This window comes from Streptomyces sp. SudanB5_2050 (assembly GCF_964272335.1).
GTDB classification, from domain to species: domain Bacteria; phylum Actinomycetota; class Actinomycetes; order Streptomycetales; family Streptomycetaceae; genus Streptomyces; species Streptomyces rochei.
In genome coordinates this window covers 1,054,631-1,078,972 of record NZ_OZ186760.1, presented here as the reverse complement: position 1 = coordinate 1,078,972, position 24,342 = coordinate 1,054,631, and the positions used below count along the sequence as shown (strand labels likewise).

At 73.6% G+C, this 24,342-nt stretch carries 22 protein-coding genes; 11 read left to right on the top strand and 11 right to left on the bottom strand.

The window, feature by feature from the left end:
• The first annotated feature begins 47 nt into the window (after window positions 1-47).
• The 3 genes from ACFZP7_RS04595 to ACFZP7_RS04585 all read left to right on the top strand — a co-directional run bounded on the left by ACFZP7_RS04595 (window position 48) and on the right by ACFZP7_RS04585 (window position 4,660).
• Window positions 48-2,069 (top strand): beta-galactosidase, encoded by a 2,022-nt coding sequence (locus ACFZP7_RS04595; protein ID WP_385633912.1) that lies wholly within the window; start codon window positions 48-50, stop codon window positions 2,067-2,069.
• Window positions 2,070-2,147: 78 nt separating this feature from the next.
• Complete coding sequence (locus ACFZP7_RS04590; RefSeq protein ID WP_385633911.1) at window positions 2,148-3,710, top strand: arabinogalactan endo-beta-1,4-galactanase; 1,563 nt, start codon at window positions 2,148-2,150, stop codon at window positions 3,708-3,710.
• Between the two features lie 113 nt (window positions 3,711-3,823).
• Window positions 3,824-4,660 (top strand): undecaprenyl-diphosphate phosphatase, encoded by an 837-nt coding sequence (locus tag ACFZP7_RS04585; RefSeq protein ID WP_385633910.1) that lies wholly within the window; start codon window positions 3,824-3,826, stop codon window positions 4,658-4,660.
• A gap of 31 nt (window positions 4,661-4,691) precedes the next feature.
• Here ACFZP7_RS04585 and ACFZP7_RS04580 read toward each other — a convergent pair whose 3' ends face one another.
• Window positions 4,692-5,750 (bottom strand): acyl-CoA desaturase, encoded by a 1,059-nt coding sequence (locus tag ACFZP7_RS04580; protein ID WP_210899910.1) that lies wholly within the window; start codon window positions 5,748-5,750, stop codon window positions 4,692-4,694.
• Between the two features lie 130 nt (window positions 5,751-5,880).
• Here ACFZP7_RS04580 and ACFZP7_RS04575 point away from each other — a divergent pair, with 130 nt between their 5' ends.
• Complete coding sequence (locus tag ACFZP7_RS04575) at window positions 5,881-6,813, top strand: glutaminase (protein WP_019327165.1); 933 nt, start codon at window positions 5,881-5,883, stop codon at window positions 6,811-6,813.
• 31 nt (window positions 6,814-6,844) lie between these two features.
• Here the strand turns inward: ACFZP7_RS04575 and ACFZP7_RS04570 are convergent, their stop codons facing one another.
• From ACFZP7_RS04570 to ACFZP7_RS04560, 3 genes are all read right to left on the bottom strand, one after another.
• Entirely contained in the window at window positions 6,845-7,819 is a 975-nt protein-coding gene (locus ACFZP7_RS04570; RefSeq protein ID WP_385633909.1) for a D-alanyl-D-alanine carboxypeptidase family protein, read from the bottom strand.
• Window positions 7,820-8,157: 338 nt separating this feature from the next.
• Entirely contained in the window at window positions 8,158-9,315 is a 1,158-nt protein-coding gene (rho, locus tag ACFZP7_RS04565) for a transcription termination factor Rho (RefSeq protein ID WP_385633908.1), read from the bottom strand.
• A 387-nt stretch (window positions 9,316-9,702) separates the two neighbouring features.
• Window positions 9,703-10,113, bottom strand: coding sequence for a nuclear transport factor 2 family protein (locus ACFZP7_RS04560; RefSeq protein ID WP_385633907.1), 411 nt, complete (start codon window positions 10,111-10,113; stop codon window positions 9,703-9,705).
• Between the two features lie 92 nt (window positions 10,114-10,205).
• Between ACFZP7_RS04560 and ACFZP7_RS04555 the strand changes: the two genes are divergently transcribed.
• Window positions 10,206-10,793, top strand: coding sequence for a PadR family transcriptional regulator (locus tag ACFZP7_RS04555; protein ID WP_109203469.1), 588 nt, complete (start codon window positions 10,206-10,208; stop codon window positions 10,791-10,793).
• 4 nt (window positions 10,794-10,797) lie between these two features.
• Complete coding sequence (locus tag ACFZP7_RS04550; protein WP_164285564.1) at window positions 10,798-11,523, top strand: class I SAM-dependent methyltransferase; 726 nt, start codon at window positions 10,798-10,800, stop codon at window positions 11,521-11,523.
• Between the two features lie 18 nt (window positions 11,524-11,541).
• On the opposite strand, the gene ACFZP7_RS04545 is transcribed toward ACFZP7_RS04550, so the two are convergent.
• The 6 genes from ACFZP7_RS04545 to ACFZP7_RS04520 form a co-directional block, all read right to left on the bottom strand.
• Window positions 11,542-12,285: a GntR family transcriptional regulator gene (locus ACFZP7_RS04545; RefSeq protein ID WP_385633906.1), complete on the bottom strand. Its 744-nt coding sequence runs from the start codon at window positions 12,283-12,285 to the stop codon at window positions 11,542-11,544.
• 178 nt (window positions 12,286-12,463) lie between these two features.
• Window positions 12,464-13,432: an acetylxylan esterase gene (locus tag ACFZP7_RS04540; protein ID WP_385633905.1), complete on the bottom strand. Its 969-nt coding sequence runs from the start codon at window positions 13,430-13,432 to the stop codon at window positions 12,464-12,466.
• Between the two features lie 197 nt (window positions 13,433-13,629).
• On the bottom strand, window positions 13,630-14,214 hold the full coding sequence (locus ACFZP7_RS04535) for a hypothetical protein (protein WP_046248245.1): 585 nt from the start codon (window positions 14,212-14,214) through the stop codon (window positions 13,630-13,632).
• A gap of 114 nt (window positions 14,215-14,328) precedes the next feature.
• Complete coding sequence (locus tag ACFZP7_RS04530) at window positions 14,329-15,105, bottom strand: ferredoxin reductase (protein WP_031020705.1); 777 nt, start codon at window positions 15,103-15,105, stop codon at window positions 14,329-14,331.
• On the bottom strand, window positions 15,098-15,703 hold the full coding sequence (locus ACFZP7_RS04525) for a sulfite oxidase-like oxidoreductase (RefSeq protein WP_220672213.1): 606 nt from the start codon (window positions 15,701-15,703) through the stop codon (window positions 15,098-15,100). The genes ACFZP7_RS04530 and ACFZP7_RS04525 overlap by 8 nt, the downstream gene beginning before the upstream one ends.
• A gap of 49 nt (window positions 15,704-15,752) precedes the next feature.
• A complete protein-coding gene (locus ACFZP7_RS04520; RefSeq protein WP_175438170.1) occupies window positions 15,753-16,202 on the bottom strand; it encodes a MarR family winged helix-turn-helix transcriptional regulator in 450 nt (149 codons plus the stop codon).
• A gap of 206 nt (window positions 16,203-16,408) precedes the next feature.
• On the opposite strand from ACFZP7_RS04520, the gene ACFZP7_RS04515 reads away from it, so the two are divergent.
• Window positions 16,409-17,497, top strand: coding sequence for a hypothetical protein (locus ACFZP7_RS04515; protein ID WP_385633904.1), 1,089 nt, complete (start codon window positions 16,409-16,411; stop codon window positions 17,495-17,497).
• Window positions 17,498-17,669: 172 nt separating this feature from the next.
• A complete protein-coding gene (locus ACFZP7_RS04510; RefSeq protein WP_385633903.1) occupies window positions 17,670-18,497 on the top strand; it encodes a putative protein N(5)-glutamine methyltransferase in 828 nt (275 codons plus the stop codon).
• Here ACFZP7_RS04510 and ACFZP7_RS04505 read toward each other — a convergent pair.
• A complete protein-coding gene (locus tag ACFZP7_RS04505) occupies window positions 18,487-20,589 on the bottom strand; it encodes a SpoIIE family protein phosphatase (RefSeq protein ID WP_385633902.1) in 2,103 nt (700 codons plus the stop codon). The two genes, ACFZP7_RS04510 and ACFZP7_RS04505, sit on opposite strands and share 11 nt — an antisense overlap.
• Before the next feature lie 287 nt (window positions 20,590-20,876).
• Here ACFZP7_RS04505 and ACFZP7_RS04500 point away from each other — a divergent pair, with 287 nt between their 5' ends.
• The 3 genes from ACFZP7_RS04500 to ACFZP7_RS04490 all read left to right on the top strand — a co-directional run bounded on the left by ACFZP7_RS04500 (window position 20,877) and on the right by ACFZP7_RS04490 (window position 24,332).
• Window positions 20,877-21,764, top strand: coding sequence for a hypothetical protein (locus ACFZP7_RS04500; RefSeq protein ID WP_385633901.1), 888 nt, complete (start codon window positions 20,877-20,879; stop codon window positions 21,762-21,764).
• Window positions 21,765-21,834: 70 nt separating this feature from the next.
• Entirely contained in the window at window positions 21,835-22,203 is a 369-nt protein-coding gene (locus ACFZP7_RS04495; protein ID WP_019327181.1) for a hypothetical protein, read from the top strand.
• Between the two features lie 113 nt (window positions 22,204-22,316).
• Window positions 22,317-24,332: an FAD-dependent oxidoreductase gene (locus ACFZP7_RS04490; RefSeq protein WP_385633900.1), complete on the top strand. Its 2,016-nt coding sequence runs from the start codon at window positions 22,317-22,319 to the stop codon at window positions 24,330-24,332.
• Window positions 24,333-24,342 lie beyond the last annotated feature (10 nt).

Genomic DNA, 24,342 nt, shown 5'->3' with positions numbered 1-24,342 from the left:
TGTGTGTGCACGTTCCCACTTTTTCGATCGACACCGGGAGACCATCCATGCCGGAGACCACCCCCAGGGGCCTCACCGGGCTCGCCTTCGGCGGGGACTACAACCCCGAGCAGTGGCCCGAGCACATGTGGCAGGAAGACGTCCGGCTGATGCGCGAGGCCGGGGTCACCATGGTGAGCGCGGGGATCTTCTCCTGGGCCCTGCTGGAGCCCGCCCCGGGCACGTACGACTTCGGCTGGCTGGACCGGCTCCTCGACCTGCTGCACGACAACGGCATCCGGGTGGACCTCGGCACGCCCACCGTCGTCCCGCCCGCCTGGTTCTACCGGGCCCACCCCGAGGCCCTTCCCGTCACCGCCGACGGGGTGCGGTACGAGTTCGGCTCACGCGGCGCCATCTGCCACAGCAACGCCGACTACCGTGCCGCCGCGGCGAACATCACCACCCGGCTCGCCGAGCGCTACGGCACTCACCCGGCCCTCGCGCTCTGGCACGTCCACAACGAGTACGGCGTCCCCGTCTCGGCCTGCTACTGCGACTCCTGCGCCGCGCACTTCCGCCGCTGGCTCGCGACCGCGTACGGCACGGTGGACGCCGTCAACGAGGCGTGGGGCACCGCGTTCTGGGGCCAGCGCTATGCCGGCTTCGACCAGATCAACCCCCCGCGCACCACCCCGACGGTCGGCAACCCGGCCCAGGCGCTGGACTACAAGCGCTTCGCCGACGCCACCATGCGCGAGAACTTCATCGCCGAGCGGGACATCCTGCACCGCCTGTCGCCCGGCGTCCCGGTCACCACCAACTTCATGACCGCCCTCAGCCAGTGCGACTCCGTCGACTACTGGGCCTGGGGCCGTGAGGTCGACCTCGTCACCAACGACCACTACCTGATCACCGACGGCCGCCGCACCCACGTCAACCTTGCCATGGCCGCCGACCTCACCCGCTCGGTCGCGGGCGGCGCCCCCTGGCTGCTGCTGGAACACTCCACGTCGGGCGTCAACTGGCAGCCCCGCAACCCGGCCAAGGCCCCCGGCCAGATGGCCCGCAACTCCCTCGCCCACGTGGCGCGCGGCTCCGAGGGCGCCATGTTCTTCCAGTGGCGGCAGTCCCGGCGCGGCGCCGAGAAGTTCCACTCGGCGATGCTGCCCCACGGCGGCACGGACACCCGCGTGTGGCGCGAGGTGGTGGAACTCGGCGCGTCCGTCGACTCCCTGCGCCCGGTCCGCGGCACCCGCACCGAGGCCGACGTCGCCATGGTCTGGGACTGGCACTCCTGGTGGGCGCAGAACCTCCAGTGGCGCCCCAGCGAGGACCACGACCCGCGCGAACGCGCCGACACCTTCTACGAGGCGCTCTACGACCGCCACCTCACCGTCGACTTCGCCCACCCCGAAGCCGACCTGTCGCCCTACCCCCTCGTCGTCGTCCCCGCGCTGTACCTGGCGACGGAGGCGGCCGGAAACAACCTCCGGGAGTACGTGGAGCACGGCGGCACCCTCGTCGTCTCCTACTTCTCCGGCATCGTCGACGAGCACGACGCCGTCCACGAGGGCCCCTGCCCGGGCGCGCTCAGGGACGTGCTCGGCCTCACCGTCGAGGAGTTCTCCCCCCTGCTGGCGGGCGAACGGGTGCGGCTCACCGGCCCGGACGGCGGCGAGCTGCACGGCGACGTGTGGACGGAGTTCGTCGTGCCGCGCGGCGCCGACCCGGTGTGGACGTACGCCGACGGACTGACCGCGGGCCGGCCCGCCGTCACCCGGCACCGCCTCGGCGAGGGCACCGCCTGGTACGTCTCCACCCGGCTCGGCGCCGACGGCCTGGACACCGTCCTGGGCGGGGCCGCCGAGGACGCGGGCATCGCCCCCCGCACCGACTTGCCGCGCGACGTCGAGGTGGTCCGCCGCACCGGCGCATCGGGCACCTACCTCTTCGCGGTCAACCACACCGCCTCGGACGCCAAGGTGCCGCTGGACGCGCACGGCACCGAGCTGCTGACCGGGGAGCGGCCGGCCGGCCGCCTCGCCGTCCCGGCCGGCGCGGTCCGGGTCGTACGGCTCGACGGCTAGCCGTCGCCACCCGAGCTTCCCCCTGCACGATCCGCTCCATCTCCTCCATCCCCCACGTCGAAGGGACGACGGACGACGATGCACCAGCCCGGACGCACACTCAAGGCACTGCTCCCGCCCCTGGTGGCGGGGCTCGCCCTCACCACCCTGCCCGCCCAGAGCGCTTACGCGGCCGGCACCCTCACCAACGCCGGTTTCGAGGCCGGCGGCACCGGCGCCGCCACCCCGAGCGGCTGGTCGGAGTACGGCGCGGGCGGCGCCTCGTACACCGAGCCCGGCGGGCGCGGCGGAGGCCACCGGCTGAGCCACTGGTCGTCCACCGCCTACCGGGTCGAGACGTACCAGCACCTGTCCGGACTCGCCAACGGCGACTACCGGCTGACCGCCTGGGTCCGTTCCGGCGGTGGCCAGAACGCCGCCTGGATCGCCCTGAAGAACTGCGGCGGCGCCGAGCGGCGCACCGACCTCCCGGTCTCCGCCGACGGGTGGATCCGGATCGTCGTGCCCGTCCGGGTGACGAACCACCAGTGCACCGTCAGCGTCCACAGCGACGCGCACGCCGGTGACTGGATCAACGTCGACGACCTGACCTTCGCGCCGGGCGCGCCCACCGGACTGCCGGTCAAGGGCGCCGACGTCTCCTCCCTCGCCAAGAGCGAGGCGAAGGGCGGTGTCTACCGGACGGCATCCGGCGCGAAGGCCGACGCCCTCGGCGTCCTGGGGGCCGCCGGCATGAACTACGCCCGCCTCAAGGTGTGGGTGGACCCGGCCGACGGCTACAACGACAAGGCCCGGGTGCTGGAGACCGCCCGGCGCGTCAAGGCACAGGGCATGAAGCTGCTGGTCGACTTCCACTACTCGGACACCTGGGCCGACCCGGGCGCCCAGAAGAAGCCCGCCGCCTGGGCCGGGCACTCCTACGCGCAGCTGAAGACGGACGTGTACGACCACACCTACGACGTGCTCAGCGCGCTGGAGGCGCAGGGCACCGGCGCCGACATGGTGCAGGTGGGCAACGAGATCAACGGCGGCATGCTGTGGGACGAGGGGTCCACTGACGACTGGCCCCGCCTCGCCGGGCTGCTCAACAGCGGCTACGACGCGGTGAAGAAGGCGGACCCGGGCACGCCGGTCGCGCTGCACCTCGCCGAGGGCGGCGACCTGGAGGGCACCCGCTGGTGGTTCGACAACGCCGTCGCGCACGGGGTCCGGTTCGACGCCGTCGGGCTGTCGTACTACGGCTACTGGCACGGACCGCTCTCCGCCTTCCAGACCACCCTGGACGACACCGCGGCCCGTTACGGAAAGCCCGTCTTCGTCGCCGAGACGGCCTACCCCTTCCGGCTGGACAGCGAGGACGCGCACGAGAACATCATCGACACCGCGGCCGAACTGGTGCCGGGCTATCCGGCGACCCCGGCCGGTCAGAGCGCGTGGATGAACACCGTGGCGGACATCGTGGAGGCCGTCCCGAACGGCCGCGGCCTCGGAGTCTTCTACTGGGAAGCGACCTGGACGGCGGTGGAGGGCAACGGCTGGGACCCGGCCGACCCGGCCTCCGGCAACGGCTGGGAGAACCAGGCGCTGTTCGGCTACGACGACCGGGCCCTGCCGGCCACGGCGTGGTTCCGCCACCGCTGACGCCGCCGGCAGACCCCGTGAGCGCCCGCGTCGGCGCTCACGGGGGTGACATCGGCCGACGCGCTCCCACGGTGACGGACGGCTCACGGAGCGTGTAGTAGGACGTGGATGCCATGAGCGCCATCAGCATCGGTCAGGCCGTCGTCCTCGGAGCCGTCGAGGGGGTGACCGAGTTCCTGCCGGTGTCCTCCACCGGTCACCTCAAGATCGTCGAGGGGCTGATGGGCATCCCGGTCGACGACGACGCCGTCATCGGTTTCTCGGCGGTCATCCAGGTGGGCGCGATCGCCGCCGTCCTCGTCTACTTCCGCAAGGACATCGCGCGGATCGCCACCGCGTGGCTGCGCGGGCTGACCGACCGGGAGGAGCGGTACCACCACGACTACAGGTTCGCCTGGTGGGTGATCGCGGCGACGGTCCCGATCGTGCTCGTGGGCCTGGCCGCCAAGCCGCTGATCAAGGGGCCGCTCGCCTCGCTGTGGGTGGTGGCCGGCTCGCTCATCGTCGGCAGCGGCGTGATGTGGGTCGCCGACCGGACCGGCCGGCACAAGAGGGGCGAGGACGACACGTCGTTCAAGGACGCGATGCTGGTCGGCGGCTCCCAGATCCTCGCCCTGCTCTTCCCCGGCTTCTCCCGCTCCGGCGCCACCATGTCCACCGCCCTGATGCTCGACCTCGACCGGGTGGCCGCCACCCGGCTCTCCTTCTTCCTCGGCATTCCCGCCCTGACCGGCGCCGGCGTCTACGAACTGAAGGACGCCCTCGGCGCCGGGACGGGGGCCGCGCCCCTGGCGGTCGGGACCCTCGTCTCCTTCGTGGTCGCCTACGCCTCCATCGCCTGGCTGCTGAGGTTCGTCGCCAAGCACTCCTTCAACGCCTTCGTGCTCTACCGGACCGCCGTCGGTCTCCTGCTGTTCGCACTGCTCGGCACCGGCGTACTGCGGAGCTGACCGCGGTACGCCGGGGCGGTGCACGGACCGCTCAGCCGGCGTTGCGCAGCGGCTCCCCGACGCTGCGCATGTGGCGCAGCGCCTCCCGGTGCGAGGCCAGCAGCCCCGTCTGGTGGTAGGGGACGCCCAGTTCGGCGCAGTACCGCTCGGTGATGACCTGGGCCTTGCCGAGGGCCGGGGTCGGCATGCTGGGGAAGAGGTGGTGCTCGATCTGGTAGTTGAGACCGCCCATGAAGGCGTCGACGAGGAAGCCGCCCCGCACGTTGCGGGAGGTGAGGACCTGGCGGCGCAGGAAGTCGAGCCGGGTGCCCTCCTCGATCATCGGCATGCCCTTGTGGTTGGGGGCGAAGACCGACCCCAGGTAGATCCCGAACAACCCCTGGTGGACGGCGATGAAGGCGAGCGCCTTGCCGGGGGACAGGACGGTGAACAGGCCGCCGAAGTAGAGGGCGAAGTGGGCGACGAGCAGCGTGCCCTCGAGGACCGGTCGTTTCATGGACGGGCCGCGCAGGGCCTTGAAGCTGTTGAAGCTGAGGTTCAGCCCTTCCAGGGTCAGCAGCGGGAAGAACAGCGCGGCCTGGTGCTTGCCGATGAAGCGGGGCAGGCCCTTGGCCCTGCTCGCCTGGCCCCGGGACCAGACCAGGATGTCGGGCGAGACGTCCGGGTCCTTCTCCTCGTGGTTGGGGTTGGCGTGGTGGCGGGTGTGCTTGTTCATCCACCAGCCGTAGCTCATGCCCAGCAGCAGGTTGGCGGTCAGCAGGCCGCCCGCCTCGCTGGGGCGGCGGCGGGTGAAGACCTGACGGTGGGCGAGGTCGTGCGCGGCCAGCCCCAGCTGCCCGAAGACGACGGCCGCCCCGACCGCGACGAACAACTGGCTCCAACTGTCCCCGAGGGCCAGGAAGGCGGCGACGGCGCCCGCGAGCGCCAGCGCGACCGCGCCGAAGCGGACCGTGTAGTACAGCGGGCGGCGCCGCAGCAGCCCCGCGTCGGCCATACGCCGGTTGAGTTCGGAAAAGTCGCTGCCCTTCCCGCGTCCCTTTTCCTTGTCGCGCGTGGGCGTGCTCTCGACGAGCACCGTTGAATTGACCATGTACTTCAGTATGTGAACGGCCCGCCTCCGGCAGAATGGCGTTGCCCCCCGAGCGGGGGTGTGGCCAGCACCACCCCGCGACCTGGGGTTCCTCCCCTCGGCCGCGCACCCGGGCGGGCCCGGAGGGACAATGGCGATCATGAGTACGCCGACGACCTTCCAGCCGGTTCTGGAGCGCATCGCCGAGGAGATCGAGCGGACCCCGGGCAGCGGCAGGCCCGCGGACTACATCCCGGCGCTGGCCGCCTGCGACCCGCGCCGCTTCGGCATGGCCGTCGCCGAGCCGGACGGCACGGTGTACGGGGTGGGGGACTGGCGCGAGCCGTTCTCCGCGCAGTCCATCACCAAGGTGTTCACCCTCGCCCTCGACCTGGCCCGCGAGGGCGACGCGCTCTGGGAGCACGTGGGCCGCGAACCGTCCGGCAACCCCTTCAACTCCCTGGTGCAGCTGGAGTACGAGAACGGCATCCCGCGCAATCCGTTCATCAACGCGGGCGCCCTCGTCGTCACCGACCGCCTGCACACCCGTACCGGGGACGCCGCGGGGGAGCTGCTCGACTTCCTGCGGGCGGAGAGCGGCAACCCCGGGCTGACCTACGACGAGGAGGTCGCCGCCTCCGAGACCGCGCACGGCGACCGGAACGCGGCCCTCGGCCACTTCATGGCGTCGTACGGCAACATCGACAACCCCGTGCCGGTCCTGCTGGAGCAGTACTTCCGGCAGTGCTCCGTCGCCGCCTCCTGCGCGGACCTCGCCCTGGCGACGGGTTTCCTGGCCCGGCACGGCATCCGCGCCGACGGCTCCCGGCTGCTGAGCCGCAGTCAGGCCAAGCAGGTCAACGCGGTGATGCTGACCTGCGGGACGTACGACGCGGCCGGCGACTTCGCCTACCGGGTGGGCCTGCCGGGCAAGAGCGGCGTCGGCGGCGGCATCATCGCGGTCGTGCCGGGCCGCTGCACGCTGTGCGTGTGGAGCCCCGGCCTGGACGAGCGGGGGAACTCGGTGGCCGGGGTCGCGGCCCTGGACCGCTTCACCACCCTCACGGGGCTGTCGGTCTTCTGACCGGGGCTCGGCGGGACGCCACCGGTGGCCGTCATCCCCGCTCGACGCGGACGAGCTTGAGCCGCAGGACGAACGCCACGGCACCGGCGCCCAGCCCGGCGACGCCCACGATCGCCCCGGTCTCCGGCCAGCCGGGCTCGTCCCGTGGCGGCCGGGCCGTGGTGACCGTCGCGGGCACGGCCTCGGGTCCCCGGGGCGGGCGGGCGGACGCGGGCACCAGCGTCCCCACCGGGTCCACCCGGTCACCGGCCTCGAACCCCCAGTCCAGCAGTGCCCGGGCCTCCTCGTAGACGGCGTGGCCGCCGCCCTCCTGAGGGTTCATCACGGTGACGACCAGGGTCCGTCCGTCGCGGCGGGCGGCGGCGATGAGCGTGTTGCCGGCATTGCTGGTGTAGCCGTTCTTGACCCCGATCAACCCGGGGTACGGCCGCACCCCGTCCGCGCCGGTGAGCAGCCGGTTGGTGTTCATGATCCCGTACGCCTCACCGTCCTGGCCGGGGAAGAGCGCGTCGACCTTCGCGCAGTACCGGGCGAAGTCCGGGTTCCTGAGCCCCGCCCGGCCGAAGACCGCGAGGTCGTACGCCGACGACACCTGCCCCGGCGCGTCGTAGCCGTCGGGCGAGCGCACATGGGTGTCGAAGGCGCCCAGCGCGCGGGCCTCGGCCTGCATCCGGGCGGCCGTCGCGCGCCAGCCTCCGGTGAGCGAGGCCAGGACGTGCACGGCGTCGTTGCCGGAGTTGAGGAAGACACCGTTCCACAGGTCGGAGACCCGGTACGTGCCGCCCTCGACGACGCCGACCAGGCTGCTGCCGGGGCCGATGCCGGACAGTTCGCCGGCGCTCACCTCGTGGCGGATGCCGCCCGGCAGGACGGGCAGCACCGTGAGCGCGAACAGCGTCTTCAGGGTGCTCGCCGGAGGCAGCTTGCGATGCGCGTCGTGCGCGGCCAGGACGTCGCCGGTGCCGGCGTCGGCCACGACCCAGGACAGCGCGGAGACATCGGGCACCCCGGGCGCCCCGGGGCGGGGCCGGACCTGGGTACCGGAGCGGTACAGCACCGCCCGCTGCGGCGAGGCGGCCTGCGCCCCACCGGGCGGGCGGGGGGTCCGGCCGTTCCGCGCGGGCGGCCGCGGCGGCGGGCATGAGCGTGAGCAGCCCGGCCGCGCAGAGCACACAGGTGGAACGAACCGCCCGGGATGAGAATCCGATAGTCATACCGCAAACGTAGGAACGGACCCCGGGAGCGCCACGCTTCCCGGGCCGAGTCGCGTACGCGAGCACCCGGATGCCGTAGAGGACGCGGGCCCGGGGCGGGCCGGCCGGCGCTCCCCGGGCCCGCGTCCCGTCAGCCGGCGGCGGGCAGGGTCGGCTGGACGGCGCGCAGGAACGACGCGTTGTCCGGGGTGTGGCACATCCGCTCCAGCAGCGTCTCCAGGCCGGACCGCCCGTCCCGGGTCTGTCCGTCCCGGCCCTGCAGGACCCGCCGCAGCCCGGTCACGGCGGCCGACTCCGCGGGGGAGAGCAGGAGTTCCTCGCGGCGGGTGCCCGAGCCGGTCACGTCGACGGCGGGGAAGACCCGGCGGGCGGCGAGTTCACGGCTGAGCCGCAGCTCCATGTTGCCCGTGCTCTTCAGCTCCTCGAAGTAGAAGTCGTCGGCCCGTGAGCCGGTCTCCACCAGGGCGGTGGCGAGGACGGTGAGGGAGCCGCCCTCCTCGGCCTGCCGGGCGGCGCCGAAGAAGCGCTTGGGTCCGATCAGGGCCCCGGCGTCGACACCCCCGCTCAGGGTGCGGCCGCCGGAGGCGGCGGCGTTGTTGTGCGCCCGGCACAGCCGGGTGAGGGAGTCCAGCAGGATGACGACGTCCTCGCCGGCCTCGACCAGCCGCTTGGCCCGCTCGATCACGAGTTCGGCGAGCGCGATGTGCTGCCGGGCGCCGCGGTCGAAGGTCGACGCGTACACCTCCCCCCGGACCGCCCGCCGCATGTCGGTGACCTCCTCGGGGCGCTCGTCGAGCAGCACCACCATCAGGCGGGCCTCGGGGTGGTTCCCGGCGACCGCGGCGGCGATCTGCTGAAGCAGGACGGTCTTGCCGGTCTTCGGCGGGGCCACGATCAGCCCGCGCTGCCCCTTGCCCACCGGTGCGAGCAGGTCGACGAGGCGCCCGGTCACTCCGGCCGCCGGGTGTTCGAGGCGCAGCCGCGTGTGCGGGTGCAGCGGGGTCAGCTCGCCGAAGCTACGCCGGGTGCCCTGCCGGTCGAGCGTGCGGCCGCCCACCCGGACGACGCCGGTGAGGGCGCGGCGGTCTCCGCTCACGCCCTCGACCAGGTCGCCCTTGCGCAGGCCGTGGCGGCGGATCAGCGCGGGGGAGACGGCGAGGTCGGTCGGCTCGGGCTGGAGGTGCTCGCCCCGCAGGTGGCCCCTCCCGCCCGCGTCGATGTCGAGGACACCGCGCACGGTCTCGGACGGGGCCTGGCGTACGAGGGGGTGTTCGAGTGTGGTGGTCATGGTGGTCGGTCCTTTCGAGGACACGGGCACGGAACATGCGGAAGAAGGGGGGAAGAGGCCGTACGAGGGGTCTCACGACACACCCGCGACGGCGGGAACAGCGCCTCGGAGACGGCAGGGGGGTGTCCCTGCTCGCGAGGTCGTGCTGGGAAGTCGACGCGCCGGTCGGCTGGACGGGCGGGTCGGCGAACCGAAGGGAGAACAGCACCGGCGCCCGGAAAGAAGGGGCGTACACGAGTGCTTCTCGCACCGTACCACGGAATGGCCGCCGGAAGGGCCGTGGGGGCGGAGAGGCGGGAGCCCGGAGCGGCTCCCGCCCTTCTCGACGCCGAGGGTGCGACGGATGTTCCGTCTTCTCGTCTTCCGTGTCCGCGGGGGCGGGCCGGGTCAGCCGTCCGAGACGGCCCCCGCCTCCTGGGCCTCGCGGGCGATGTTCTCGAACTGCGCGCTCATCGCCGCCTGCAGGGCCTGCGCGCCCGACAGCGGTCGCACCATCACCGTCAGCTCGTCGATGCGGCCGTCCGCGTCGAGGTGGAGGAAGTCGCAGCCGCCGATCTCGCGGTCACCCACCCGTGCCGAGAAGAGCAGCGCGTGGTCCCGGCCGGCCGGGTCGCCGATGGCGCGCTCGTAGCGGAAGTCCTCGAAGACGCGGGCGACCGCGCGCAGGATCGCCGCCGTGATCGCCTTGCCGCGGTAGGGCTTGAACACGACGGGGCTGGTGAAGACCACGTCCTCGGCCAACAGCGCTTCGACGGCGTCGAGGTCGTCGGCCTCGACCGCCGCGCGGAATGCCTGCATGGCAGCTCCTGAAGTCGGGGAGGAAGTCCAGTGATACTGAACTTTTTGAATAGGTGCGGAGCAGACTAGTTCCTCCTTGCTAGCGTGTCGACATGTCTCTCAAGTACGCCGTCCTGGCCGCCCTGCTGGAGGGCGAGGCCTCGGGCTACGAGCTGTCCAAGGTGTTCGACGTCTCGCTCGCCAACTTCTGGCCGGCCACCCCGCAGCAGCTCTACCGTGAGCTGGAGCGCCTCGCGGACGAGGGACTCATCGAGGCGCGGACGGTGCCGCAGGAGCGCCGTCCCACCAAGCGGCTCTTCTCGCTCACGGAGGCCGGCCGGGATCGGCTGAGCGCCTTCGCCGCCGAGCCGACCCGGCGCCCGACCGCCGTCCGGGACGAGTTCCTGATCAAGATGCAGGCCATGGACGGCATCGATCCGGAGCGGGTCCGCGCCCTGGTGGAGGAGCGCCGGACCTGGGCGCTCGGCAAACTCGCCCGCTACGAACGGGTCCGCGAACGCCTCCTGGACGGCCGCACGGAGGAGGAGCACCTGCGGGAGGCCGGCCGCGTCGGCCCCTATCTCACGCTGCTCGCCGGCATCTCCTTCGAGCGGGAGAACGCCCGCTGGTGCGAGCGCGTCCTCACGGTGCTGGGCGAACGGCGTGCCCCCACCGACCCCACCGGCCAGGCCCTAGGCTGACCCGATGTTCAGCCCCGAAGGCCCCACGCTGCGCGAACTCGCCGTCCAGGCACTGTCGTCGGTCGAGCACGGCTACGACCTGCTCGCGCCCAAGTTCGACCACACCCCGTACCGGACGCCGGAGCGGGTGCTCGACGCCGTCGCCTCGGCGCTGGCGGATCTGGGCCCCTTCGGTGCCGGCCTCGACCTGTGCTGCGGCACCGGGGCGGGAGTGGACGTGCTGTCCCGCGTGTGCCGGGACCGGGTGACCGGCGTCGACTTCAGCGCGGGCATGCTCGCGGTCGCCCGGCAGCGCGCCGTGCCCGAGGGGCCCGCCGTCTCCTGGGTGCGGGCCGACGCCCGCGCCCTGCCCTTCGGCCCCGCCTTCGACCTCGTCGTCAGCTTCGGCGCCTTCGGGCACTTCCTGCCCCGCGAACTGCCGGGCCTGTTCGGACAGGTGCGGTCCGTGCTGCGGCCGGGCGGCTGCTTCGCCTTCCCCGTCGTCGCGCCGCCCCGCCCCGGCTCCCTCGGCTACTGGACCCTGCTCGGCTTCGACGCCGCGATGCGGGTGCGCAACGCGCTGTGGCGGCCGCCGTTCGTCATGTACTACCGCACGTTCCGGCTCGGCGACGTGGGCCGGGAGCTGACCCGTGCCGGGTTCCGCGCCGAACTGCGGGCGCTGCCCGAGTTCGGCCGCCGGCCCGACGGCAGTCCGCGCGCCCGGCTGCTCGTGGCCCGGCGCCTGTCGTGAACGCGGGCGCCGGAGGGGTCAGCCGGCCGCCGGCAGCGTGAACTCGTAGACCAGCGCGTCCTGTCCGGCGTCCACGAGGAGGTCGGTGATCTCCAGGGGGCGCGCGTACTGGTCGTGCACCAGCCGGACGACCCGTACCGCCTGCGTGTCCGCGAGCCGGGTGATGGTGTCGCGGTGGTGCAGGGTCAGGCCCGCCCCGCGCATCCAGTCGTAGGCCCGCCACAACTGCGCCGAGGCCGACCCGTCGGCGCGGCCTCGGTACCGGGCCAGTTCCCCGACCTCGGCCAGGGCCACCGCCGAGAACGAGGTCACGGCCGTCCGCCGTCCGCCGCCGTCGGCGGTCGAGGACGTGTAGCGGTGCACCAGGGTCGGCCGGTCCGGTGCCAGTCCCAGGGCCTCGGCGTGCTCCCGGGACGGCGGCTCCCAGGAGACGATGGCCCGGTCGCCGGCGCACGGCCGGGCCGCCCGCGCGCCGACCGGGAAGGCCAGCGACGCCGGGCTCTGGGGGGCCGGCCCCGGCAGGGCGACGTGGCTGCCCCGCCGGTCGGTGGCGAGCAGCCCGTCCCGGCGCAGCACCTCAAGGGCCTGCCGCACGGTCTCCCGGCTCACCTCGAAGTGCTCGGCCAGCCGGCGCTCGCCGGGCAGCCGTCCACCCGGCGGGAAGGTGCCGTCGTGCAGCTCGCCGCGCAGGCGTGCGGCCACCCGCCGGTACAGCGGTGAGGCGTCGGCGGGGGAGTGGTCCGGCGAAGCGGTGCGGGCCATGCCGCGCCCTCCTGTGGGTGACGTACGGTAGCCGTGCGGGCTCGGTGCGCCACCAGAAGTATCATTGGTCTAAACCAGTAGGGAAGGGCCGCCCGCCGGTTCGGCCGAAACCTCACCCGCGCGTCGCCCGTCCGTCACCCCGCCACAAGGCGCGGTACAGGACGCCGCAGGCTCGCGGTCACAGGCGCGAACGCAGCCAGCGCACCTTGGCGGCCTGCTGGAAGGGGCCGCCGCCCTCGTGGTCGTTGAAGTCGTACACCTCGATCTCCTTGTCGTCGTGGGCCCAGGCGTTGAAGGCCGCGAAGACGGTCGACGGCGGGCAGGTCTGGTCCTCCAGGGCCGCCGAGAAGAGCGCCGGCGCCCGGCCGCGGGCCGCGAAGTGCACCCCGTCGAAGTACGACAGCGTCCGCAGCGCGTCCTCGGTGCGACCGCGGTGCGTCTTGAGGTACAGCCCGATCTCCCGGTAGGGGTGCCGGTCGGTGAGGGTCGTCGCGCGCGGGAAGTCGCAGAGGAAGGGCACGTCCGGGGCGACCGCCGTCAGGTCCGGCACCAGGCCGCCGACGGCGATCGCGATGCCGCCGCCCTGGCTCCCGCCGAGGACCACCGTGCGCCCCGCGTCGGCCAGCGGGTGGGAGCGGGCCGCCTCCACCGCGCGCACGGCGTCGGTGAAGACCCGGCGGTAGTAGTAGTTCTCCGGGGCGTCCAGGCCGCGGGTCATGAAGCCCGGGTACGCGGGGCCGCCGCCGACCGGGTCCGGGGTCGCGCCACCGCCGCCCCACGCGCTGCCCTGCCCGCGGGTGTCCATGACGAAGTGGGCCCGCCCGGTGGACGCCCACAGCAGGTGCTCGTGGGGCAGCCCGCGCCCGCCCCCGTACCCGACGAACTCCACGACCAGCGGCAGCGGTTCCTCGGCCGCGGCCGGCAGCGTCAGCCATCCCTTGACGGGGTGGCCGCCGAAGCCGGAGAAGGTGACGTCGTGCACCCGCACCGTGGACAGCCCGGTGTCCACCGGCTCGAAGGCGACGGCCGGCTCGTGCTCACGGGCCTCGGCCAGCGTCCGGTCCCAGAAGGCATCGAAGTCCTCGGGCTCGGCCGACGCGCTGCGGTAGGCGCGGAGTTCGTCGAGCGGAAGGTCGAACAGGGCCATCGAGAACCGCCTTTGCTGGAAGTCGCCGCCGGACCGTGCGGATGATCACACCGTACGTGAGCGATCACGGGGCCCGCCAGATCCCGATCAACGGCTCCCCGGGGGTGTTCGATCGGTCGAACCGCAGGTCAGGGGTGTGCGGGGCGGGAAGAGGCGAGCCGACGCCCCCCGCCGCGGGGCGGGGCGGCGCCGCCGGGTCAGGCCCGGCGGTGTGTCCACTGCGGTTCGATCAGGGCCCACTCCCGGTCCCACTCGGCCAGCCGGCGCCGCATGGCCACCTTGCGCACGGCGCCGTGCGCGAGGAGCACCGCCAGCACCGTCCCGATCGCCGTGCAGGCGCCGACGGTCACGCTGTGCTGGAGGACCGCGGAGTCGTCGGTCGGCGCCGGTACGCTCCGGCCGCGCGAGTCCAGCCACACGTGCACCGCGTCACCGTTCCCGGTACCGGCCGGGACCCGTGCCGAGGTCGTCCGCTCGGTGCCGTCCGGGCCGGTCCAGCGGACCGTCGCCCGGTAGGAGTGCTGCCCGCCCGCCTGCACCGACGGGAGGGTGTCCGGGGTCCGGCCCTCCACCGTGGCCCGCACCCGGTGCCGTTCGGCCCGCTGCTCCGCCGCGACCTCCTGGGCCCCGTCGTGACTCCACCGGGCGGTCGCCGCTCCGAGCAGCGGCGCGCCCACGACCAGCAGGACGGCGACGAGCACCGCCGTCCACCTCTCGACGACGTCCGAACGGCGTCGCAGCGGATTGTGCCGCGGGCGCCGGCCGCGCACCCCGGTTCGCATGTCGACCTCCGCCCCTCGTCCGCGCGTCCCCGCACAGGTCTGGTACCCCGTACGGCCCGGCTCGCTCACCCGTTCTCACCCCGGAGGCGGACGGATCCGAGGGGGCGCGTCGGATCAGCCGAAGCGTTCGATCCGGATGCGGTCCACCGGCTGGCCGGCCGCCACCAGCAGCCGTGAGGCGTGCTCGGCGAAGGAGTTGGAACCGCACACGTACGCCTCCCAGCCGCCGGCGGGCGGCTCGGAGAGCAGCGGTGCCAGGTGCGCGGCCGCCAGCCGGCCCACCGGCGTTCCGGCGGGCGCGGTCCGCGTGAACACCGGCGTCGTCTCCGGTCCCAGCTCACGCGCGTAGATCAAGTCCTCGGGGCCGCGCGCGGACACCAGCATCCGCAGCGGCACCGAAAGCCGCCGCGCCCGGTGGTGCCGGACCATCGACATCAGCGGCACCACCCCGGAACCCGCGCCCAGCAGCAGGGCGGGCCGGTCGCCGGGCCAGGCGAAGAAGCCGCTCAGCGGGCCGCGCACCTCGACGCGGTCACCGGGCCGGGCGACCCGGTGGAACCAGCCGGACACCTCGCCGTCCGCCACGTGGTCCAGGGTCAGCTCCACGTGTCCCGAGTCGTCCGGCGCGGACGCCAGCGAGTAGTGCCGCTGGGCCGTGTACCCGTCCTCGGCCGTCAGCCGCAGCATCAGATGCTGGCCGGGCAGATGGCCCGCCCACCCGGGCACCGCGAGGCGGAAGGTGGACGCGCGGGGCGTCTCCCGGCGGATCTCCGTGAGGGTGGCCGGCTGCCAGCGCGCGGCCACCTCGCCCGCCACCTCGATGCGCCCGGGCACGGCGAACCGCGTCGGGGGAGTGAAGGCCGTCGTCGTGTGCGTCGCCGTCTCAGTCACCGGAGTACCGCTGCTCCTCGAAGGGGTTGCCGCGCGGGTGGTAGCCGTTGCGCTCCCAGAAACCCGGCTCGTCGTGGTCGAGCAGTTCCAGGCCGGCGACCCACTTGACGCTCTTCCAGAAGTACAGGTGCGGCACCACCAGCCGTGCCGGTCCGCCGTGCTCGGGGGTGAGCGGCCGCCCGTCGTACTCCCACACGATCCAGGCGCGCCCGCCGGTCAGGTCCGCGAGCGGCAGGTTGGCGGTGTAGCCGGTGTGCGCGTAGGCGACGGCGTGCGTGGCGGACGGCAGCGGACCGGCCGCCGCCAGGAAGGCGTCCAGGGAAACGCCGGCGAACCGCACCCCGAACTTCGACCAGCCGGTCACACAGTGGATGTCGCCCTCGTACGCCGACGCCGGCAGGCGGTGGGCGTCCGCCCAGTCCCAGGTGCGCGGCTCGGCGACCAGTCCGCCGACGCGGAACGTCCAGTCGGCGGGTGTCAGATCGGGCGTGACCTCGGCGGACAGCACGGGCCAGTCGTCGCCGGCGTCGTACTGGCCGGGCGGCAGCCCCGGCCGGGCGGTGCGCGCGCGCCCGGTGAAGCCTCGGGTGGTGTTCATGCGGAGGGGCCTTTCGGACCGGCGCGAAGGGCGAGCCGCGCCGGCGTGATCAGTGCGTACCGGTCCACCGTACGTGCCCGGGGCCCGGATCTCGGTCCCGGTCCCCGTCGGCCGGGGCGTCCGGCCACGCGTTGTACCGCTCCAGATACGCCGAGAAGCGGGCGAGGTCCTCCTCGGACCAGTCCGCCAGCCGTTCCCGGACGGCGGCCCGGCGGCTCTCGGTCACCTGGGCCAGGATGCGCCGCCCGGCCTCGGTCAGGTGCAGGACCTGGACGCGGTGGTCGTCCGGGTCGACGCGCCGCTCGACGAGGCCGGTGCGCTCCAGGGCGGACACCTGGCGGCTGACGGTGGACTTGTCCAGGGCGTAGTGGGCCGCCAGGTCGGTGGCCCGGCAGCCGTCCCGCTCTTCGAGGTGGCCCAGGAGGGTGTACGACACCAGCGACAGCTCCGGGTGCATGCGCCCGGCCGAGGCGCGGGCCCGGCGGGCGAAGGCCGTCATCTCCCGCTGGATGGTCTCCACGGACGCGTCCGCGGTGCGTCCTCCAGGGGTGACAGTCGTCTCATCGGGCGTCCCGGCCGTCGTCACAGGTCCTCCTCCAGCTCGCTAGTTGTACAGTACAACTTGAAGAGAGGGTTGTATAAGCCAACCATCTTCCGGCCGCCGTCCGGCCGCCGTTCCCCGCCGACCTCTGGAGGATGTGCGCGATGAAGTCGCACGCCCTGCGCCACGTGCTGACGCACCTGATCACCCCCCTGCTGATGTGCGTCGGTATGGGGCTCGCGTACATGGGGGCCTTCGTCACCCCCGAGCCGAACCACCTCCCGGTGGCCGTCGTCGGCTCCGCCCCCGAGGCGAAGGTGCTCGCCCAGTCGGTCAAGGACGCGGCCGGTGACGCGGTCGACGTACGGACCGTCACGAGCCGCGCCGACGCCGTCGATCTCCTCCGGGCCCGCGAGATCACCGGCGCCTACGTCCCGGGCGGCGAGGCGCCCGAGGTCGTGGTGGCCACCGCCGCCTCCGACATGGGCGCCATGGCCGCGGAGAAGGTCTTCGCCCCGGTCGCCGAGCGCCAGGGTGCCCCGCTGAAGGTGACCGACGTGGCCACCCCGGTCGACGACGACCCCACCGGGCAGGGGCTGTTCTTCCTGCTGATCGCGATCAGCATCGGCTCCTACGCCTCCGTCGCCGCCCTCGGCGCGGCGGGCGGCGCCCTGCCGATGCGGGTGCGGGCCCTGCTCACGCTCGGCGTCTCCGTCGTCGTCAGCGGCATCGGCGCCCTGCTCGCCGGGCCGGTCTTCCGTCTCGCCCACCACGACCTCGCCGGCGTGTGGGGCATGGCCTGGCTGTACGCCGCGGGCATCCTCTTCGTCGGCGTGGGCCTGCACACCTTCCTCAAGCGGTGGACCACCCTGGCCATGATGGTGCTGTTCGTGATGCTCAACTTCACCAGCTCCGGCGGTCTGTTCCGGCCCGAGCTGCAGAACGGCTTCTTCGGCGCACTGCACGCCTTCTGGAACGGCGCCGGGTTCGTCGAGGGCGCCCGCGCCCTGCTCTACTTCGACGGCGACGGACTGGGCCGCAACGTGGGGACGCTGGTCGCCTGGCTGCTGCTCGGACTCGCGGTGACCGCCCTCGCCGCCCTGCGCGAGCGGCACGGCACGGCACCCGTCCCGGCCCCCGGCCAGCCGAAGCACGCCCGGCCCGACGGGCGCGGAAGCGGGTCCCCGGCCCCGGAAGCGGACCGGGCGGAGACCGAGGCGGACGAGGAGGCGGAGGAGACCGTCGGCGTCTGATCATTGGGGTAATGTGACCGTCGGCCGCGGACAGCCCCGGCCGACGGACGCCAGGGAGGTGAGACCCATTACCGCTGTGTCGGCACGGGTGCTCTCACCTCACGGCAGTACGGTCACCGGCAACGGGTGACCGCGAGAGCGCCCTTCGGTTCGCGAAAGGCTCTCCGCTTCCATGCCCCCACTGTCCCCACCGTCTCCCCCTTCCCCTCCCGCGCCCTTCTCCGCCGCGCTTCCGTCCCCTGACGCCGTCGTGGCGGCCCTGCGCGCCGCGGGCTGCGTCTTCGCCGAGGACGAGGCCGAGCTGATCCTGGCCGGCGCCCGCACCGCCGGCGAACTCGCCGACCTCGTGGACCGCCGCGTCCGTGGCCTCCCGTTGGAACTCGTCCTCGGCTGGGCCGGGTTCCGCGGCCTGCGCATCGCCGTCGGGCCCGGGGTCTTCGTGCCCCGCCGCCGCACCGAGTTCCTGGTGGCCCGGGCGCTGGCCCACGCGCCGGACGCCGCCGTCGTCGTGGACCTGTGCTGCGGCTCCGGCGCGGTCGGCGCCGCGCTGGCCGCCGCCCTGGACCGGCCCGAGGTGCACGCCGCCGACGTCGACCCCGTCGCCGTGGAGTGCGCCCGGGGCAACCTCGCCGCCGTCGGCGGGCAGGTCCACGCCGGAGACCTCTTCGACGCGCTCCCCGACGAGCTGCGCGGCCGGGTGGACATCCTCGCGGCCAACGTGCCCTACGTCCCCACCGGCGAGGTCCCGCTGCTCCCCGCCGAAGCACGCGAGCACGAGCCGCTGGTCGCCCTCGACGGCGGCGCCGACGGCCTCGACGTGCTGCGCAGGGTCGCCGCCGGGGCCCCGGCCTGGCTCGCGCCCGGCGGCTGCCTGCTGGCCGAGACGAGCGAACGCCAGGCGCCGGCCGCGGTCGACGCCTTCGCCCGGGCCGGCCTGGTGACCCGCCTCGCGGTCTGCGAGGAGCTGTACGCCCACGTGGTGATCGGCGTCAGGGGCTGACCGCGCCCCCCGGCTCGGCCGGCGGCGTGGCTCGGGCGATCAGCAGGGCCACGTCGTCGGAGTTCTCCGGCTCGTGCAGCGTGCGCAGCAGCAGGTCGCACACCTCCTCCAGCGGCCGGTCCGGGCCGTCCAGCAGGGCGAGGAGCGCGTCCAGCCGCTCGTCCAGCGACTGCCGCCGCGTCTCGACGAGACCGTCGGTGTAGAGCACCAGCCGGTCACCGGGCTCGAGGTCCACGGTGGTGGTGGAGAAGGGCACGCCGCCCACCCCGAGCGGCACCCCGGTGGGCAGGTCCAGCAGCTCCGGCGGACGTCCCGCCCGCAGCCGCACCGGCGGCAGGTGACCCGCGTTGGCGATCCGGCACTGCCGCAGGTGCGGGTCGTGGACCGCGTAGACGCAGGTGGCGATGGACTGGTCCAGGCCGACCGTGGCCCGGTCGAGGTGTTCGAGCAGGAACGCCGGATCGACGTCGAGGGCGGCCAGCGTGTTCGTCGCCGTGCGCAGCCGCCCCATGGAGGCCGCCGCCGCGATGCCGCTGCCCATCACGTCGCCGACCACCAGCGCGGTCTTGCAGCCCTCCAGTTCGATCACGTCGAACCAGTCGCCGCCGACCTCGCTGGCGGCGCCGGCCGGCCGGTAGCGGGAGGCGACCTCCAGTCCGCCCGTCACCGGGGGATGACGCGGCAGCAGGCTGCGCTGCAGGGTGAGGGCGGCGTCGCGGGCGTTCTGGTACCAGCGGGCGTTGTCGATCTGGAGTGCCGCCCGGACCGCCAGCTCGCGGGCGAGCAGCAGATCGTCCTCGCCGAACGGCAGCGGGTTGCCGGTCCGCTTGAGGTCCAGGGCGCCGAGCACCTCGCCCCGCGCGATCAGCGGCACGGCCAGATAGGAGTGCACGCCCGCCCGGCGCAGCAGTTCGGCCGCCTCGGGCGAGCGGGCGATCCGCGGCAGGTCCGCGTCCGTCACCCGCTCCACCCTGACCGGCCGCCCCGAGCGCACGCACTCGGTGACCAGGCGGTCCGGCCCGTACCGGGCGACCTGGCCGGGCGGGTCGGCCGCCCGCAGCGCCTCGGGCGCGTCGTCGGCGTGCACGGCCAGGGCGCGGATCACGGCCGCCTCGGTCGGACGCAGGGTGCTGCGCCGCCCCTTGACCACGGACTCCAGCAGATCCACCGCCGCGACGTCGGCGAGGCCGGGCACCGCCACAGCGGCCAGTTCGTGCGCGGTGCGCTCCAGCTCCAGCGTGGTGCCGATCCGGGTGGAGGCGTCCGCGACCGCGGCCAGCCGGCGCCGCGCGGCCTCGGCCTCGACACCCGCCCGGTGCTGCTCGGTGACGTCCACGACCGACACGGCGACGCCCATCACCGCGCCGACGGCGTCCTCCAGCCGGTACAGCGAGAGCGACCAGGCGTGCTCCTCGTCCGGGTCGGCCGGGGTCCGCCCGGTCGCCGCCAGGTCGACCACCGGCCGCCCCGTCTCCAGTACCCGGCGCGCCGCCTCCTCCAGGGGGCCGGCGTCCACCAGCGGCAGTACCTCGCGGACCGTCCGGCCGAGGTGTTCCTCGGCCGGCAGTCCGTTCATCCGGGCCAGGGACGGGTTGACCGAGACGTACCGCAGCTCCGTGTCCATGACGGCGAGCCCGATCGGGGACTGCCGGATCACCCGGGTGGACAGCGCCACGTCCTGCTCCAGCCGGCGCACCGTCGACCGGTCGACCGCGAGCCCCAGCGCGTAGACGTCCCCCCGGTCGTCCAGGAGGCGCATGTTGCGGAACTCCACCAGCAGCGTGCCGCCGTCCTTGCGGCGCACGGGGAAGGCCCCGGCCCAGCTCCGGCCGGTCCTCATGACGTCGGCGAACAGCTTCACGACCAGGTCGAGGTGGCGTTCGTGGACCATGATGCGGGCGGCGTACTGTCCCAGCGCCTCCGGTGCCGAGTAGCCGAACAGCTCCTCCGCCTGCGGGCTCCACAGCACGATCCGGCCCTCGGTGTCCAGCACCACCGAGGCCACGTTCAGCACGTCGAGGAGACCGCTGGGACGCACCGGTCCGCGCGACGCGGCGTCCCCGTCGAATGCGGCAGACCCGGCTCCACTCATCCCACGCCCCGCCTTCGCCGTTCCACGCGGCGTCCTGTCGATGCCGGCCTTCTTGTTCTACCGCGTTCCACCGCGCGCGGGGCCGATGCGCCGAGGCCGTCGCCGTCTGCCTTCCAGCATCACCCGGCGGGGGACCGAGCGCCGTACCGAGCCGGGAGCCATGGGTGAGGGGAGCATCCGGTCCGCGCGGTGACTCGGGCCGGAGTTGGTCTGTACATGACCCTCGGGCCGGGCCAGACTGTCCGCCGAGTGCGTACCGCCCGCCCCCCACCGAGGAGCGCCCGCCCATGCCCCTGCGTGCCCGGCAACGTTGTCACGCCGTTCTCACCGGCCTCACCGCCCTGGTTCTCCCCCTCGCCGTCACCGCCGCGTCCGCCCAGGCCGCCCCCGCCCCCGCCGCCGACGCCTGGACCGAGGTGGGCTCCGACCGCGCCGACCCGCTGACCGAGAGCCAGGGCCTGGCCTCCGTCGAGGTCCCGGCCGGCAGCCCCAACCGCTACACCGGCATCGGCACCATCCCCCTCGGCCTCAGCGCCCGCGGCTGGAACCACGTCGGCGACCCCGACGCCTCCTACGACGGTCACTACGTCGAGCCGTACCAGCGGGACGACGGGAACACGAAGATGTTCCGCGTGCAGGCGCCCGACGGCCGGTGGTCGGAGTACGTGCACACGCTGAGCCCCGGCGAGGCGCGGAACAACTCCTGGTCCGCGATCACGCCCGACGGCCAGTGGATGCTGTCCGGCGAGTGGGGCACCATGAACCGGCTCCTCGTCTTCCCGACCCCCGGCGTCAACCCGGCCACCTCGCCCTCGGCGAACCTGCCGCAGGCGGCCACCGTCCACCTGGACCACGCCGTGCGGGACGTCCAGGGCTGCGACTTCCTCGACGCGACGACCCTGCTGTGCTCCTCCGACGACCCGGAGGGCGCCCTCTTCGGCGTCACCAAGCCGCTGCTGCGCATCGACCTGTCCGCCGCACCGGACGGCACCGCGGACGTCACCGGCCAGGTCACCGCCCTGCGGCAGCTGCCCCTGCGCAGTGGCTGCTCCGGCTCCTTCGAGGCGGAGGGCGTCGACTACGACCGCCGCACCGGCACCCTGCGCGTGATCGTCGTGTCGCCGGGCTTCTGCGTGCTGACCGACAGCAAGACGTACCGCTTCACCCGGAGCTGACCCGCGCCGGTAGTGCTCCGCCCCCGGTGGTGCTTTTCTGGGGATATGGGCCACGAGAGGAGCGATCACGATGGACGGTGAGCGACTGCATCCGGAGTCCGTCTCCGTGGAGCTGAGCGGGTGCAGCAAGGAGGACGCCCGGACCGTGTTCGACGCCCTGTGCGCGTGCTTCTCGTCCGACCGGCGCTCGGACGAGGTGCCCCGGGACTACCACGAGGTGCGCCCCACCGTGTGGCTCGGCACGTTCGACGTGGCCGACGCCCACGGCGGATGCGACCCCGCCCGGCTCACGGCGTCCGTGGAGGCCGACGTGCAGGGCGGCTACTGGGCGATCGAGCGCTTCCGCACCACCCTGGACTCCCTGTTCACCGTGCACGACCTGAGCACGGCCTCCGGGGACCAGGAGCGGGAGCTTCACGTGCGGCTGGAGAGTCACTGACGGGAGCCCGCCGGCGCGGCGGTGTGGTGTGCGCCGCCTCTTTGTGCAACTAGTTGCACAAAGAGGCGGCGGTCCTCTACAACGGAGGCACCACACCGCGCACGGAGGGCCCGATGAGCCGTTACCCCCACCTGCTGAGCCCGCTGGACCTGGGCTTCACCACACTGCCCAACCGGGTCCTGATGGGTTCGATGCACGTCGGTCTGGAGGAGGCCGAGCGCGGTTTCGAGCGCATGGCCGCCTTCTACGCCGCCCGGGCCCGCGGCGGTGTCGGCCTGATCGTCACCGGCGGCATCGCCCCCAACGACGAGGGCCGCCCCTACCCCGGCGGTGCCAAGCTCACTACCGAGGAGGAGGCCGAGCGGCACCGGACCGTCACCGACGCCGTGCACCGCGAGGGCGGCAGGATCGCCCTGCAGATCCTGCACTTCGGTCGGTACGCCTACCACCCGGACCTGGTCGCCCCGAGCCCGCTCCAGGCGCCGATCAGCCCGCACATGCCCCGTGAGCTGACCGACGCCGAGGTCGAACGCACCATCGACGACTATGTGCGCACCGCCCGCCTCGCCCGCGAGGCCGGGTACGACGGCGTCGAGATCATGGGCTCCGAGGGCTACCTGATCAACGAGTTCATCGCCGCGCGCACCAACCACCGCACCGACCGCTGGGGCGGCTCGTACGAGATCCGCATGCGCTTCCCCGTCGAGATCGTCCGCCGGGTGCGCGAGGCGGTCGGCGCGGACTTCATCCTGATCTACCGGCTCTCCATGCTCGACCTGGTGCCCGACGGCTCCACCCTCGACGAGGTGATCACCCTCGCCCGGGCCGTCGAGGCCGCCGGAGCCACCCTCATCAACACCGGTATCGGCTGGCACGAGGCCCGCATCCCCACCATCGCCACCTCCGTGCCGCGCGGCGCCTACACCTGGGTCACCGAGCGCCTGATGGGCGAGGTGTCGGTGCCGCTGGTCACCACCAACCGCATCAACACCCCCGAGGTCGCCGAGCGGCTGCTCGCCGAGGGCGCCGCCGACATGGTGTCGATGGCCCGCCCGATGCTCGCCGACCCCGACTTCGTCGCCAAGGCCGCGGCCGGCCGCCCGGAGGCGATCAACACCTGCATCGGCTGCAACCAGGCCTGCCTGGACCACACCTTCAGCGGGCAGATCACCTCCTGCCTGGTCAACCCGCGCGCCTGCCACGAGACCGAGCTGGTGCTCACCCCGACCCGTCGGCGCAAGCGCGTCGCGGTCGTCGGCGCCGGACCCGCCGGACTGGCCTGCGCGGTCAGCGCCGCCGAACGCGGCCACGAGGTCACCCTGTACGACGCCGCGAGCGAGATCGGCGGCCAGCTCAACGTCGCCCGCAAGGTCCCCGGCAAGCAGGAGTTCGACGAGACCCTGCGCTACTTCCGCACCCAGCTGGCGGCGCACGGCGTCGACGTACGCCTGAACACCCGGGTCGGCGCGGACGACCTCGACGGCCACGACGAGGTCGTCGTCGCCACCGGGGTCACCCCGCGCACCCCCGACATCCCCGGCGTCGACCACCCGAGCGTCGTCGGCTACCTCGACGTCCTGCGCGACGGCGCCCCCGTCGGCGACCGCGTCGCGATCCTCGGTGCCGGCGGCATCGGCTTCGACGTCGCCGAGTACCTCACCGACGGCGGCGACAAGGCCCACGAGGACCCGGAGACGTACTTCCGCCTCTGGGGCGTCGACATGGACTACCGCGCGCCCGGCGGGCTCGCCGCGCCCGAGCGCCCCGCGCCGCCGCGCACCGTCCACCTGCTCCAGCGCAAGACCAGCAAGGTCGGCGCGGGTCTCGGCAGGACCACCGGCTGGATCCACCGCACCGAGCTGAAGCACCGCGGCGTCACCATGGTCCCGGGCGTGCGCTACGACCGGATCGACGACGCCGGACTCCACGTCACCGTCGACGGCGAGTCCACGGTGCTGGAGGTCGACACGATCGTCCTGTGCACGGGCCAGGAGCCGAGCCGGGGCCTGTACGACGAACTGGTCGCCGCCGGCCGCAGCGTCCACCTCGTCGGCGGCGCCGACGTGGCCGCCGAACTGGACGCCAAGCGCGCCGTCAAGCAGGGCACCGAGCTGGCGGCGGCGCTGTAGGAGGTGCGTG

Bases quoted from the DNA above. Each gene is read 5' to 3' on its own strand.
- ACFZP7_RS04510 (WP_385633903.1), top strand. From the start codon at position 17,670: ATGCCCCCACTGTCCCCACCGTCTCCCCCTTCCCCTCCCGCGCCCTTC.
- ACFZP7_RS04580 (WP_210899910.1), bottom strand. From the start codon at position 5,750: ATGGTCAATTCAACGGTGCTCGTCGAGAGCACGCCCACGCGCGACAAG.
- ACFZP7_RS04535 (WP_046248245.1), bottom strand. From the start codon at position 14,214: ATGCGAACCGGGGTGCGCGGCCGGCGCCCGCGGCACAATCCGCTGCGA.
- ACFZP7_RS04515 (WP_385633904.1), top strand. From the start codon at position 16,409: ATGAAGTCGCACGCCCTGCGCCACGTGCTGACGCACCTGATCACCCCC.
- ACFZP7_RS04590 (WP_385633911.1), top strand. From the start codon at position 2,148: ATGCACCAGCCCGGACGCACACTCAAGGCACTGCTCCCGCCCCTGGTG.
- ACFZP7_RS04595 (WP_385633912.1), top strand. From the start codon at position 48: ATGCCGGAGACCACCCCCAGGGGCCTCACCGGGCTCGCCTTCGGCGGG.
- ACFZP7_RS04575 (WP_019327165.1), top strand. From the start codon at position 5,881: ATGGCGATCATGAGTACGCCGACGACCTTCCAGCCGGTTCTGGAGCGC.
- ACFZP7_RS04490 (WP_385633900.1), top strand. From the start codon at position 22,317: ATGAGCCGTTACCCCCACCTGCTGAGCCCGCTGGACCTGGGCTTCACC.
- ACFZP7_RS04545 (WP_385633906.1), bottom strand. From the start codon at position 12,285: ATGGCCCGCACCGCTTCGCCGGACCACTCCCCCGCCGACGCCTCACCG.
- ACFZP7_RS04555 (WP_109203469.1), top strand. From the start codon at position 10,206: ATGTCTCTCAAGTACGCCGTCCTGGCCGCCCTGCTGGAGGGCGAGGCC.
- ACFZP7_RS04585 (WP_385633910.1), top strand. From the start codon at position 3,824: ATGAGCGCCATCAGCATCGGTCAGGCCGTCGTCCTCGGAGCCGTCGAG.
- ACFZP7_RS04560 (WP_385633907.1), bottom strand. From the start codon at position 10,113: ATGCAGGCATTCCGCGCGGCGGTCGAGGCCGACGACCTCGACGCCGTC.
- ACFZP7_RS04550 (WP_164285564.1), top strand. From the start codon at position 10,798: ATGTTCAGCCCCGAAGGCCCCACGCTGCGCGAACTCGCCGTCCAGGCA.
- rho (WP_385633908.1), bottom strand. From the start codon at position 9,315: ATGACCACCACACTCGAACACCCCCTCGTACGCCAGGCCCCGTCCGAG.
- ACFZP7_RS04495 (WP_019327181.1), top strand. From the start codon at position 21,835: ATGGACGGTGAGCGACTGCATCCGGAGTCCGTCTCCGTGGAGCTGAGC.
- ACFZP7_RS04525 (WP_220672213.1), bottom strand. From the start codon at position 15,703: ATGAACACCACCCGAGGCTTCACCGGGCGCGCGCGCACCGCCCGGCCG.
- ACFZP7_RS04500 (WP_385633901.1), top strand. From the start codon at position 20,877: ATGCCCCTGCGTGCCCGGCAACGTTGTCACGCCGTTCTCACCGGCCTC.
- ACFZP7_RS04520 (WP_175438170.1), bottom strand. From the start codon at position 16,202: ATGACGGCCTTCGCCCGCCGGGCCCGCGCCTCGGCCGGGCGCATGCAC.
- ACFZP7_RS04540 (WP_385633905.1), bottom strand. From the start codon at position 13,432: ATGGCCCTGTTCGACCTTCCGCTCGACGAACTCCGCGCCTACCGCAGC.
- ACFZP7_RS04505 (WP_385633902.1), bottom strand. From the start codon at position 20,589: ATGAGTGGAGCCGGGTCTGCCGCATTCGACGGGGACGCCGCGTCGCGC.